Origin of the sequence: Pseudobacter ginsenosidimutans (assembly GCF_007970185.1) — a bacterium.
Lineage (GTDB): Bacteria > Bacteroidota > Bacteroidia > Chitinophagales > Chitinophagaceae > Pseudobacter > Pseudobacter ginsenosidimutans.
Map to the genome: position 1 here is coordinate 2,582,273 of NZ_CP042431.1, position 13,273 is coordinate 2,595,545.

General features: G+C 47.5%; 9 protein-coding genes. All 9 read left to right on the forward strand.

Annotated elements, in window-relative coordinates:
* The first annotated feature begins 27 nt into the window (after positions 1-27).
* The 9 genes from FSB84_RS10570 (at position 28) to FSB84_RS10610 (ending at position 13,246) form a co-directional block, all read left to right on the forward strand.
* On the forward strand, positions 28-1,509 hold the full coding sequence (locus FSB84_RS10570; RefSeq protein ID WP_130541589.1) for a S41 family peptidase: 1,482 nt from the start codon (positions 28-30) through the stop codon (positions 1,507-1,509).
* Between the two features lie 140 nt (positions 1,510-1,649).
* Positions 1,650-2,279 (forward strand): RNA polymerase sigma-70 factor, encoded by a 630-nt coding sequence (locus tag FSB84_RS10575; RefSeq protein ID WP_130541588.1) that lies wholly within the window; start codon positions 1,650-1,652, stop codon positions 2,277-2,279.
* Between the two features lie 51 nt (positions 2,280-2,330).
* The gene (locus FSB84_RS10580; RefSeq protein ID WP_130541587.1) at positions 2,331-3,317 is read left to right on the forward strand and encodes a FecR family protein; all 987 of its coding nucleotides are present in this window, start codon (positions 2,331-2,333) and stop codon (positions 3,315-3,317) included.
* Positions 3,318-3,366: 49 nt separating this feature from the next.
* On the forward strand, positions 3,367-6,717 hold the full coding sequence (locus FSB84_RS10585) for a TonB-dependent receptor (protein WP_158643840.1): 3,351 nt from the start codon (positions 3,367-3,369) through the stop codon (positions 6,715-6,717).
* 11 nt (positions 6,718-6,728) lie between these two features.
* Positions 6,729-8,363: a RagB/SusD family nutrient uptake outer membrane protein gene (locus FSB84_RS10590; protein WP_130541585.1), complete on the forward strand. Its 1,635-nt coding sequence runs from the start codon at positions 6,729-6,731 to the stop codon at positions 8,361-8,363.
* Positions 8,364-8,393: 30 nt separating this feature from the next.
* On the forward strand, positions 8,394-9,530 hold the full coding sequence (locus FSB84_RS10595) for a SusE domain-containing protein (RefSeq protein WP_130541584.1): 1,137 nt from the start codon (positions 8,394-8,396) through the stop codon (positions 9,528-9,530).
* A 24-nt stretch (positions 9,531-9,554) separates the two neighbouring features.
* Positions 9,555-10,706, forward strand: a complete 1,152-nt coding sequence (locus tag FSB84_RS10600; protein WP_158643841.1) for a glycoside hydrolase family 76 protein — start codon at positions 9,555-9,557, stop codon at positions 10,704-10,706.
* 14 nt (positions 10,707-10,720) lie between these two features.
* Positions 10,721-11,815 carry a glycoside hydrolase family 76 protein gene (locus tag FSB84_RS10605; RefSeq protein ID WP_130541582.1) on the forward strand — a complete coding sequence of 365 codons (1,095 nt, stop codon included), beginning with the start codon at positions 10,721-10,723 and terminating at the stop codon, positions 11,813-11,815.
* A gap of 3 nt (positions 11,816-11,818) precedes the next feature.
* On the forward strand, positions 11,819-13,246 hold the full coding sequence (locus tag FSB84_RS10610; protein WP_130541581.1) for a glycoside hydrolase family 125 protein: 1,428 nt from the start codon (positions 11,819-11,821) through the stop codon (positions 13,244-13,246).
* Positions 13,247-13,273: the final 27 nt, after the last annotated feature.

Consider the following 13,273-nt stretch of genomic DNA (forward strand, 5'->3'; position numbering starts at 1 on the left):
TAATCTAAATCTCAAATTAGTATTGCTATGAAATTATTTCTAAGTGCAGGCTTCACGGCCTTGCTGGCAGCTTTTTGCCTTAACGGAACAGCACAGAGCAAAGAAGCTGGGGCTTTGAAAAAGGAAGACCTTGTTTCAGACTATAAGCTCGCTATGGATATTCTCAAAAAACAGCATCCGAATCCCTTCAAGTTCATCGACTCTGCTGATTATGACAGAAAAGTAGATTCTCTCCTGACGCTGGCGGAGAAAGCAAATGACGCCTATGCTGTAATGCAGTATTTGCCGGTTCAACTGGTGAGGGATGTACATACGAGCTTATCATTATCCGGCGAAAACTATCAGCAGGTGATCAAGGATCTCCGTTATTTCCCTTTTCCTGTTTTAATTGATAAGGAAAAAATTTTCGTGAATATTAAAGGCGTGGAGATACCATATGCATCGGAACTGCTAAGCATCAATAAGCAGCCAGCCAGTGATCTTGTGCGCTCCCTTAGCGCTTTTTCTTATTGCGATGGTTTTATCATCACAGGTACTGACAGGATGTATGGTAATTTTCAGACTTCCTTCAGTCTGCGGGATCATGATGCGAAATCTTATGATATCGAATACATGGAACCCAAAGGCAAGACCGTTAATAAGATCACTGTAGCCAGCGTATCTCCTTCAACAGGAATACATGCCAGCGCCCTGGCTGTAATGCCCATGCCCAGGCTGGCCCGGTCTTACTATGTGTATGGTATTTACGATGATGAGAGCAAAACAGGTACCCTCACAGTGAACACCTTCAATATGAAGGAACCCTATGCCTATAAAGAGTTCAGCAGTTTCTTCAAAGAGGTGAACAACCGGGGATACAAGAGCGTGATCATCGATATCCGGAATAATGGTGGTGGTAATCCTGCTATCTCAGCCTTGCTTTATTCGTTCTTGTCGCCAACCGCCTTCCGGAATGAATACGATTACAGAACGAAACATATCGATATAGCATATCCGGAATATGCTACCAGCCAGGGAAGAAAAATGAGCGAGGATGACATTCGCCAGACAAGCCAGTTCCTGTACCAGCGATTCAATAAAGACAGTGCGACAGATTTTTACCTGGGTAACGCACGTTTAAAGGAAGGACAACTGGAAAATTTTCCCAGGGATAAAGATGCATTCAGTGGGAATGTATACATACTTACCAGTGGCGCCACTATTTCTGCCGCTACATACTTTGCATCACTGGTACAGAAAAATAAACGCGGACTAATCATCGGGAAAGAAACCGGCAGCGGTGAGAACGCCACTACTGCAGCCTGGTTCCTGACCTATCAGCTTCCCAAAACAAAATCAGTGTTGACCGTCCCCATGTCTGAATTGTATTTTTTTAATGCAAAGAACGATAATGGTCGTGGCATCATTCCCGACAAGGAACTGCCTCTGGAAAAATTCATTTCCTATATGCAACAAACACAGGATCCGGAAATCAGTTATGCCATGGAGTTGATCAGGCAATCAAAATAATAGCAGGTTTCTCCTGTTGCGTTTTTGAATGTTTGAAAATGCAAAGGGCGGCTCTGCTGCCCTTTTGCTTTTTCTACTTTTTCGCAACTCAAAAAAAAATTTGATATTTATCCCGCGAATTGCACCAAAACTGATTGCCAATGCCTGAAGTATCGGATGAACTGCTGCTGACCTGGCAACACCGGATTGCCGCTGGTGACGAAACGGCTTTCAACCAGTTGTTCCGCTGCTTTTATATCAGGCTGGTAGACTTTGCAGCCAATATTCTCAAGGCCCGGCCACCTGCTGAAGAGATCGTGAACGATGTATTTGTGAAGCTCTGGCAACGCAGGCAGCATCTCCCCGAAGTTCAAAAGATCAAAGTATTCCTCTATGTGGCCGCCAGGAATGGCTGCTACAATTATCTTCGCTCCAATTCCCTCTGGAGCGTTACGGTGGGCATCGACCAGGTATCTTCTATCACCAATCTCCAGGATCCCGAATCAGATCTGGCATTCCGGGAACTGCAACATCGGCTCAATATCATCATCTCCATTTTGCCTGAACAATGCCGACAGGTTTTCAGAATGGTGAGGGAAGATGGGCTCAAATACAAGGAAGTAGCTGAGATCCTTCAGATCTCCCCGCGCACTGTTGAAACACAATTGTTCAGGGCCATCAAAAAGATCCGGCAGGAGCTGGAACGCACATACGCTTCTTCTTCAACAAATTCCAACCACAATCAGGGCCAGATGCTGCAGGCTTTGTTGTTGCTGGTCCTCTTCCAGTAAAAAATTTTTCCGGCTTGTAAGTAATTCGCGGGAATTCTGTGTCCTTCTTATATGGACAGGGATAATTTCCTTTTACTGGTTACTCGTGTACTCTCCGGGAATGATGAAGCCGGAGAAAAAGAAATGCTTCATCAGATGGTATCGGAGCAGAAGGATTTGTCTTTGCTGTACGAACAATACCGGCGCTATTGGGAATCCGGAAAAAGCAATGCTGGAACGGATGTGGAAGCAGCGCTGGCACGTACCTGGAACAGGATCGAAACCGAAGAGGAAACAGAAGAAATAGTATCCATGCCGCGTCGTTCGCGGCGCATATGGTGGGCTGCAGCAGCGGCAGTGCTGGTGTTATTCCTCGCTGGCTGGTGGTTGTTCAGTCCTCAACGGGATGCTGGCATTCAGATGGTGGAAGCGTATAACCCGAAAGGCGTTCGTTCCCATATCGTATTGCCCGATGGCAGTAAAGTGTGGCTGAGTGCAGACAGCAGGTTGCGTTACCCTGCTGTATTTGCAGAAGGTAAACGCGATATCCATCTGCAGGGCGAAGCTTTTTTTGATGTAGCCCCCAATCCTTCCCGTCCATTTGAAGTGCATCTGCAAAGCGGATCTGTGCGTGTACTGGGCACTTCTTTCAATATCAAATCATACGATGAAGATGCGCTGGTCACCACTTCAGTGGCTACAGGAAAAGTGGCATTCGTTGGTGATGATGCAACAGTGAGCAATGAACTGACCACCGGACGAAAATCTGTATACAACAAGGAAACAAAAAAACTGGAATTACTGAACACCGATCCTTTACTTGACAAGGGGTGGATCGATGGCACCCTGGTGTTCCGTTCCGAGAACCTGGAGTCCGTTGCACTCACACTGGAAAGATATTTTGGCAAGAAGATCGTGTTCCTCGATAATAAGCCCAGGACATTCAGATTCACCGGCACATTCCTGAACAGATCGCAAACGGATATACTTCATTATTTAAGTAAAACGAAACCTTTTTCATTCACTGTTTCTGATTCTGCCATTCTGATCGGCAGATGAACTGATTGCTGTTAACAATATTATTTAACCAAAGGCTTGCTATATGAGCATGAAACTGCGCCTATTCCTATTGATGGCAGCATGGCTGCTGTCTGCTGCACTCCCGGGGCAGGCGAATCCGCCAAATGAACCCAATCCGGTCGGTTTTCAAAACACAAGGATCAGTCTTGTTTGCAAGGATAAAGACCTGAAGTGGATCATTGCTTCGCTTGAAAAAAAGACCGGTCTGCTTTTTGTTTACTCGAACGATGAGCTCAATCTAAGTGCAAAAGCATCCTGCAAAGTAAAAGACGCTGCACTGCAGGATGCGCTTCAACAGATCTTTGACCCATTGCATATCCGCTTCGAGATGGCAGGTAAAAATGTGCTGCTTCGAAAAGCACCTGCCACAACATTGAGAGGCGAAACCATTGCCGCCGGCAATCCGATGCAGGAGATCCGTGGAAGAGTAGTGGACGAAGCAGGCAATCCTGTGCAGGGAGCTACTGTACAGGTAAAGGGTTCGCAACTGGTTACCACCACCAATGCAACTGGTGAATTTTTGATCAGCACAGCTGATGAAAAACTGGTGCTGGTGATCAGCTTTGTGGGCTACCTGTCTGAAGAGATATCGGTCACAGACAATAAGCCTGTACTGGTGCGCCTTAAGCCATCCAATCAACAACTCGGTGAAGTGGTAGTGGTGGGTTACGGCACACAACGCAAGGTAAGTGTGACTGGCGCTGTAGACCAGGTGAAAGTGACAGAGATGGCGGGAAGACCCGTTACCAATCTTTCGCAATCATTACAGGGTATGTCGCCCAACCTCATTATCCAACAACCCAATGCAGAGCCTGGTGCACGCATCAACATGAATATTCGCGGTATCGGCACGCTGGGTGATAATTCGCCCCTTGTGGTGATCGATGGTTTGGTAGGCGGCGATATCAATCTGCTGAACCCATCCGATATCGAAAGCATCTCGGTACTCAAAGATGCAGGCAGCGCCGCCATCTACGGAAGCCGCTCTTCCAACGGTGTTGTACTGATCACTACCAAAAAAGGAAAAAAGAACGAGAAGGCAAGCGTTACCTACAACGGAATGGTGGGCATTCAAAAACCACATGTCTGGTACAAGCCCGTAGAAAGTTTTGAGAACGCCATCCTGCGCAACCAGGCCATGGTGAACTCCGATCTGCAACCCATCTACTCCCCTGAACAGATCCGTCAGTTCCAGCGAGAAGGCAGCAAAGAGTGGTTCCTGGATGAGATCCTCCGGGATGCTTTACAACAGAACCACAATATCAGCGTGTCTGGCGGAAATGATAAAACCACTTATCTCCTCTCCGGTGGCTATGTGAACCAGGAGAACAATCTTGTAGGACCCGGACTCGGATTGAAACGATACAATTTCCGCATGAACCTCAGTACTGAAGCAGGCCGGCTGAAACTCACAGGTGTATTGGCCTATGCAAGGAATGAAACGAAAGATCATTCGTACAATACTTCCACGCTGATCGTTGATGCAGGCAGAACACCCACTTACTACAGCCAGAAGGATGAACAGGGAAGATACCTCACCAATGAAGTGCTGGGCGAATTCAACCCACTCGGCATCCTGGAAAAAGGTGGTTACAGGAAATACGACGATGATAATGTTTTCGCAAACCTGACAGCTGAACTGAGCATCATGCGTGGCCTGAAGATCAGAGGCGTGGTAGGAGGTACACTTGCAGCCAATCATGTGTTCGAAAGAGTGAAGCAGGTGAACTTCTTTCCCAAAGGCATCTATGGCGCAGACAGGAATACCAATGACCGCTACGACAAAAATCTTTTCCTCAATACGCAATTATTGCTGGAATACATGCGGGGCTTTGGTGATCACAATGTAAATGCGCTGATCGGATTTGCCAATGAGTCTTCCACCAACCAGCAATCGAAGATCTATATGAAGAATACCGATCCCGATCTGGGCACGCCCATTACGGAGACAATCATCGATCCTTCTCAAACTCAAAACTCAAATAAAGGAAATGTGGAAAGCAGTCTGAACTCCGTTTTCGGAAGGGCCGGCTATTCCTATAACGATAAATATTTTGCTGAATTCAATTTTCGTTTTGATGGTTCTTCTAAATTCAGAAAAGATCTTCGCTGGGGTTTCTTTCCGGCTGTGGCCATCGGTTATCGTATCACGGAAGAAGCTTTCATGGATAGCTATCGCGATAAATTCGGTAACCTGAAGCTTCGTGCATCTTATGGAATCCTCGGTAATCAGAACGTGAACAATTACCAGTTCCAGACTACATATGATGTTTTCAACAATGCTTATGGGTTCAACAACCAGGGAGTGTCAGGAACGCGATTCACATTCGCCAACCCCGATCTTAAATGGGAAAGGGCCGCTACCTTCAATGCCGGTGTGGACGCCACTTTCCTGAAGAATACCTTGCAGGTATCTTTCGATTATTTCAATAAACTCACTTCAGATATCCTCATTCAACCGGCTGTTACAGGTGTATACGGTGGAAAGGTGGCAGACTACAATGCAGGTAAAGTGAGGAACCAGGGATGGGAGCTCAGTGTCAGCTATCGTCTTGCAGGAAGGGATCTGGAGCAGACCTTCGGTTTCAATATTGCCGATACCAGGAATGAAGTAGTATACTTCGATGGCAACGAACGTATCACCAGCGCCGATGAAATGCAGATGATCCTGAAAGAAGGTCTTCCCTTCAATTCTTATATCGGTCTCAAACGCGATGGCTATTTCCAGAACCTGGACGAGATCCTGAATGGCGCCGTTCCCACTGGCCTCAATGTAAGGCCAGGCGATATCCGTTATGTGAACCGCAATAAGGATGGCGTGATCGATGACCAGGACAAATTTGTACTTGGCAATCCATTCCCCCGCTACACTTTCGGGTTCAACTACAATGTGCGCTATAAGAATTTCGACCTGGCGCTTTTTGTGCAGGGCGTTGGCAAACGCGATATGTTCCTGAGAGGTGAGCTGGTGGAGCCTTTCCACTTCAACTATTCCCAGGTAATGTATCAGCACCAGCTCGATTTCTGGACGCCGGTAAATCCCAATGCCAAATTCCCCAGGCTGGCCGCAGCAGGCAGCGAGTCCAATACCAACAATTTCCGCAGAGGCTCCGATCTCTATCTCTTTGATGCGGCTTATGCACGCCTGAAGAATGTGCAGATCGGTTATTCTATTCCTGCGCATTTGCTGCAAAAGGCAGGACTACGGAAAGCGAGGGTCTATCTCACCGGCCAGAACCTGCTGACTTTTTCAGGACTTGATTTTGTTGATCCGGAATTGTCCGAGTTCGATAATAGTCTGAAGAATTCCGGCGCCAACAGCGGACGCGCATATCCCACACCGATATATTTCGGCGTTGGGCTTGACATCACTTTCTAATAATGCTGCTTATGAAAAAGATAACCATCATCATACAGGGTTTGTCCCTGGCCTTTATCATCTCGCTGGCAGCCTGTAAGAAGCTGGACCTGGTGCCTACGGATAAATTCACCGAGGCCAATTACTGGTCGTCTCCCGAAAAAGCTGCGATCGTACTGAATACGGCCTATTCACAAATGTTCAATAATGACCGATTCTTCTATAACGAAGGATTGTCTGACAATGCCTACGCAGGAAGAGGCGATCAGCAGGGGGTAACTTCCATCGCATCAGGCGTGGCCGATGCATCGCTCGCCAGGTTCAGGGAAGAATGGGGCGACAGGTATGCCGGTATCAAAACCTGTCATATCTTTTTGGAGAATGTAGACAAGGTTCCCGGATTTGATGAGAACCTAAAGAATAGAATGAAGGCTGAAGCCCGTTTCCTGCGCGCTTTCCAGTACTTCCAATTATACACATGGTATGGCGATGTGCCCCTGTTTGAAAAGGACCTCAGTGTAACCGAAGCCAAAAGTATCAGCCGCACTCCGCGGGCGCAGGTGCTGCAATTTGTATTGAACGAACTGGATGCCGTTGCATCCATCTTGCCTGCCAATGCTCAGTATCCCGCTGCGGACAGGGGCAGGATCACCAAAGGGGCAGCCATCGCACTCAAAGCGCGCGTGCTGCTTTTCGAGAACCGCTGGCAGGATGTGATCGATGTTACGGAACAACTGATCAACTCCAATACCAACGGTAACTACGGCCTCTTCACCAGTTATGAAGGTCTGTTCCTTCCACAGAATGAGTTCAACCAGGAAGTGATATTCGATCTGCAATATGTTCCCGATCTGAAATACCATGAGAACTTCTTCGACCTTGCCCCGCTTTCTGTTGGCGCCCGCGTGAATTCCATGGCGCCCACGCAGGAACTGGTGGATGATTATATCATGCTCAATGGGAAATCCATCCGTGAAGCCGGTTCCGGATACAATGAGAACGACCCCTATAATAATCGTGATCCACGTCTCACCGCTACTGTAGTGTATCATAACTACAAATGGAAGAAGCCTGATGGCAGCACACAGACCATCTACATACAACCCGGTACTGATCCGGACCAGGACAAGAAGCCGGATGAATATGCACCAGGCGCTGCCAGCTCTCCAACAGGGTACTATATGCGTAAATACTATGATCCCACCTCTACCGTCAATTTCAGGAGCGGTCTCAATCTCATCCTGATACGCTATGCAGATATTCTCTTAATGTATGCGGAAGCAAAGAATGAGCTGGACCAGATGACTGCTGATGTCTGGAACAAAACCATCCGCCCCATCCGCGTTCGCGCAGGGTTCTCGGAGAGCGCTGCACTGGACTTCAATGCAGCCCTGACGCAGGAACAATTGCAACAGATCATCAGGAGAGAACGCAGGTCAGAGCTGGCAATGGAAGGACTAAGGATCTTCGATATCCGCAGATGGAAAACTGCCGAAGACGTGTTGAACGGATGGGCGCATGGCGCCAGGTACGGAGAGCCAACTATCGATAACGGCTATATCAGAGCCAATCAACGCAGCTTCGATAAGAATAAACATTATCTCTGGGCCGTTCCGCGCGATGAACGCAATCTCAATCCCAACCTGAGTCAGAACGACAACTGGTAAACAATTGCTAACCATTTAACTCATTTCAATATGCCACGTTTTTCAATCACCTCCATCATACTTTGCCTGTTCATGCTGGCCATCGGAGCTTGCAGCAAAGACAAAAAACTGGACCATACTGCCGTTTCACAGGTGTCTGTAATTTTTGCACCTGATGATAACCGTTTCGTCAAACTGCAACCCGCCACCAGCGCAACGGTGTTGTTCGAATGGGAACAGGCCCGCGCGGAAGACGGAGGACTGGTAATGTATGAGATCGCTTTCGATAAGGAAGGCGGCGATTTCTCAAAACCCGTGTACAAGATGGCAACCGATAATGGCGGCATCTTCAACAAAGCCACTTTGAGCCATAAGCTGCTGAACACGATCGCCAACCTCGCCGGCATTCCATCATTGAGCACCGGAAAACTGAAATGGACTGTCTTTTCTTCCAAAGGCATCAACGAAGTGAAATCCTCACAGGCACGCACCATCGAAGTTGAAAGGCCGGCAGGTTTCGCCAGCATCCCCACAGATGTTTATCTCACCGGTACCGCTACTGAAGCAGGTGCCAATATTGGCGATGCCATCAAACTGAAGCAAACCAGCAGCGGCGTATTTGAAGTGTATACTTCCCTGAAGGCAGGAAGCTATCAGCTGGCTGACAGGAACAGCGGCACTCCCGTTACCTATTCCGTAACCGGCACCACACTGAAAGAAGGTGGCAGTACCGATGTGGCAGGAAGTACAAAAGTGTACAGGATCGTTTTCGATTTCAACAATACCAGCGCCACTTTCACGGAAGTGAAAGGAATGGGGCTCTGGTTCGCACCCAACAATACCATTCAGTTCAGTATTCCCTATGCAGGAAATGGACAATGGAAAGCCGAAAACCAGAATATCGAATTCAAACAAGAGGGCTGGGGAAGAGATGAACGTTACAAATTCCGGATGCAGGTGAACGATGGCAGTGCAGACAGCTATGAATGGTATGGCAGCATCAACAACGATAACCAGCGCCCTACCGCCGGTTCTGCACCTGCTTACTTCTACCTGATCAAGATCGCTAACAATGATCAGTGGAATTACTGCTTCAAATTCCAGACAGAAGCGGATATGAAACCCTGCGATATCATCATCGATTTTTCCACTACGCAACCCTATACCCACAAAGTGGTGATCAAATAGGTTGTGATCAAAATGAAAACATTTATGAGATCATATCTTATACTGGCCGCAGGCTGTTTCATAGTACAAAGCTGCACAAAAAACTATGATCATGTGGTCATAGCAGGAGACCAGTCGGGGATCGTGAAATATCCCGTCAACTGGGAAGCGGCGGCAGACAGCAGTGTGCATGCGCTCACAACGGGCTTCTGGAACAGCGGCGGATCCTATTTCAATAAAGACAATGGCGGTGATGCCAGCTTCCACTACTGGCCCCAGGCCCATGCCCTGGATGTGCTGGTAGATGCTTACGAGCGCACACAGAACAATTCATTAAAAGCGCTTATGGATAGCTGGTATACCGGGGTTCGGCAAAAAAATGGCAATACCTTCCTCAACGAGTTCTACGATGATATGGAATGGAATGCGTTGGCCATGCTCAGGGCCTTCAATGCCACCGGTGATGAGAAATTCAAAACTGCCGTGAACCAGCTATGGACAGATATCAAAGGCGGCTGGAACAGCAATATGGGAGGAGGCATCAGCTGGAGAAAAGCAATGCCTGCCTACAAGAATACACCTGCCAATGCGCCTGCCTGCATTCTGGCAGCGAGGCTCTACCGGCAGTTCAAAACTGCTTCAGACCTGGAATGGGCGGAAAAGATCTATACCTGGATGAAAGACAGTCTCTATGAATCAGGCACAGGCTGGGTGATAGACGGTATCAATAACAAAGGAGATGGCGCCCGCGATCTCTGGAAATTCACTTACAACCAGGGTACTTTCATCGGCGCCGCACTGGAATTGTTCGAGATCACCGGCAATCCAGTGTATTTGAATGATGCCATCAAAACAGCCGGCTATACATTATCGGATAATACACTTACCAATTCCGGAGATCGTCTCTTACGCGATGAAGGTGGTGGTGATGGCGGGCTCTTCAAAGGCATCTTTGTCCGATATTTCAGTTTGCTGATCCAGCATCCGCAGTTACCTGAAAGCTATCGTACACGCTATGTGTCTTATCTCAAACATAATTTCGAAACACTCTGGTATGCCGGAACTACAAAGCCTGCCGTTCTTTTCGGAACTTACTGGAAGAGAAAGCCCGGCAATACCACAGATCTCACCACGCAACTCAGTGGCGCCATGCTGATAGAAGTGGCGGCCACACTGAAAAAGAAAGAACTATTCTGATCAATCCATAACTGATGTACCTGATGAATGCTGTAAAGACGATACTTGTTTTGAGCTGCTCACTTGTATGGAGTGTAACTACAGGACAGTTGCGTTTCACCAATGAAATGCATTCCCTGCACAAGGCCATCGAACAAAAATTCCTGATCAGCGGAAAAAACTACTACAGGGAACATGTGGAAAAAGAGAAAAATGAAAGACCTGTTTCCTTTCTCTGGCCGCTCTGCGGGCTGATCCAGTCTGCGAATGAAATGGAGCTTGTATCAGGTGTAAAAGGAGAATTCAATCGGGTACTGGAAATTATCGGACAGTATTATGATGACCGTCCACCAGCCCCTGGCTATGCATCCTATCCGCCACCCTATGGTGGCGGCGACAGGTTCTATGATGATAACCAGTGGATCGGTATTGCCCTGTTGGATGCCTGGAGCAGAACCAGCGATTCTCAATATCTCAGCAAGGGAAAAATGATCTACCGGTTCATGATGACTGCCTGGGATACTGCAACCGGCGGCGGACTGTATTGGGAAGAAGGTAATTTGAAAACGAAGAATACATGCTCCAACGGACCAGGTATTTTACTTGCGATGCAATTGCATAAAGCTACTGGTGATAAGATTTACCTGGATACTGCCATTCTTCTGTATGATTGGGTGAACCGCCACCTTCAGGCGCCTGATGCACTTTATTTCGATAATATTGGAATAGCAAATCACAGGATCGATCACAGGAAGTTCAGCTATAACACCGGCACCATGTTGCAATCCGCACTCTGGCTCTATGAGGCAACGGGCAAGGCTGAATATTTAAAAAATGCACAACGCATTGCAGATGCTTCGTTGCATTATTTTTACAGTACCGGAAAATTCAGGGACAACTATTGGTTCAATGCCGTAATGCTCCGGGCTTACCAGCATCTTTTGAAACATTCGAAAGACCTGAAATACCTGCAGGCATTTGCTGCCTGTACCAGGCATGCACTTGGGAAAGAAAAAAGAGCAGATGGTTTGATGGGGAAAGAAAAAGCGGCAGCAGACCTGGTGAGCCAGTCGGGTATGCTGGAAATACTGGCCAGGCTGGCTTTCCTGGAGAAACAATTTAAATTCTAAGCGATGATGAAAAGAAGGGATTTTATTCAGCAATCAGCCTTTGCAGCAGCAGGGTTTGCTATATCAGTCAAAGGCTTCGGATCATTCCATTCAAATGAATTTCCTGTTGTAAGGATCCCGGAAAGCCAGCGCAGGTTCAAAAGCAAGGCAGTGGAAAAGATCATCGCCGATCTGCAGAAGAACACGGCAAATAAAGAACTGGCCTGGCTTTTCGGAAACTGCTTTCCCAATACGCTCGATACTACAGTGGATTTCGAGATCATCGATGGGCAGCCCGATACCTATGTGATCACAGGAGATATCGATGCCATGTGGCTCCGCGACAGCTCCGCGCAGGTGTGGCCGTATATTCCTCTTTGTCATGAAGACAAAGAATTGCAGCAGCTGTTGAAAGGCGTGATCAACCGCCAGGTGAAATGCATTTTGAAAGATCCATACGCCAATGCATTCTATAAAGATGAGAGTAAGGTGAGCGAATGGAAAGAAACCGATATCACGGATATGAAACCGGGGATCCATGAAAGAAAATGGGAGATCGACAGTCTCTGTTATCCAATCCGCCTCGCACATGGATACTGGAAAGAAACCCGGGACATATCTGTTTTTGGTGAACAATTTGTTGCTGCCATGCAACTGGTGATACGCACTTTCCGCGAGCAGCAGCGTAAGGATGGCAAAGGCCCCTACAGCTTCCAGCGCAAAACAGCCTGGGCCACAGATGGCGTTCCCATGGCGGGTTATGGCTATCCGGCAAAGCCGAATGGACTGATCTGCTCCATGTTCCGCCCGAGTGATGATGCTACCGTGTATCCTTACCTGATCCCGTCAAATTTCTTTGCACTCGAAAGTTTAAAGCAGTTGCAGGAAATGGGTACTGCGATCCCTTCCATGAAATCGCTGGTAGCACCCGCAGGAGAACTGGCAGTTGAGCTGGAAAGGGCACTGAAACAATATGCCGGTTTCACTCATCCAAAATTCGGAAAGATCTATGCTTTTGAAGTAAATGGATTCGATAGTTACAATTTGATGGATGATGCCAATATCCCATCACTGTTAGCCCTTCCTTATCTCGGTGGTGTAAAACAGAACGATCCTGTTTACCAGAATACAAGACGTTTTGTTTGGTCTGGGAACAATCCTTTTTTCTTTAAAGGAAAAGTTGCAGAGGGTATCGGCGGGCCGCATATCGGACTGGATATGGTCTGGCCGATGAGCATCGTCATGAAAGGGCTTACCAGCAATAATGATCAGGAGATCAAATGGTGCCTTGATACCTTGCAGCGTACCCATGGTAAAACAGGTTTCATGCATGAGTCTTTTCACAAGGATAACCCTGAGCAATATACGCGGAAATGGTTTGCATGGGCCAATACCATTTTCGGAGAATTTGTCTGGAAGGTATACAGGGAAAAGCCGCAGTTGCTGAAATAGAAGTATTGTTGAATTACAATAAAATGG

What these genes read in the sequence shown, in the direction of transcription:
- FSB84_RS10595 (WP_130541584.1), top strand. Translation starts at nt 8,394, where the DNA reads ATGCCACGTTTTTCAATCACCTCCATCATACTTTGCCTGTTCATGCTG.
- FSB84_RS10590 (WP_130541585.1), top strand. Translation starts at nt 6,729, where the DNA reads ATGAAAAAGATAACCATCATCATACAGGGTTTGTCCCTGGCCTTTATC.
- FSB84_RS10585 (WP_158643840.1), top strand. Translation starts at nt 3,367, where the DNA reads ATGAAACTGCGCCTATTCCTATTGATGGCAGCATGGCTGCTGTCTGCT.
- FSB84_RS10575 (WP_130541588.1), top strand. Translation starts at nt 1,650, where the DNA reads ATGCCTGAAGTATCGGATGAACTGCTGCTGACCTGGCAACACCGGATT.
- FSB84_RS10610 (WP_130541581.1), top strand. Translation starts at nt 11,819, where the DNA reads ATGATGAAAAGAAGGGATTTTATTCAGCAATCAGCCTTTGCAGCAGCA.
- FSB84_RS10580 (WP_130541587.1), top strand. Translation starts at nt 2,331, where the DNA reads ATGGACAGGGATAATTTCCTTTTACTGGTTACTCGTGTACTCTCCGGG.
- FSB84_RS10605 (WP_130541582.1), top strand. Translation starts at nt 10,721, where the DNA reads ATGTACCTGATGAATGCTGTAAAGACGATACTTGTTTTGAGCTGCTCA.
- FSB84_RS10570 (WP_130541589.1), top strand. Translation starts at nt 28, where the DNA reads ATGAAATTATTTCTAAGTGCAGGCTTCACGGCCTTGCTGGCAGCTTTT.
- FSB84_RS10600 (WP_158643841.1), top strand. Translation starts at nt 9,555, where the DNA reads ATGAGATCATATCTTATACTGGCCGCAGGCTGTTTCATAGTACAAAGC.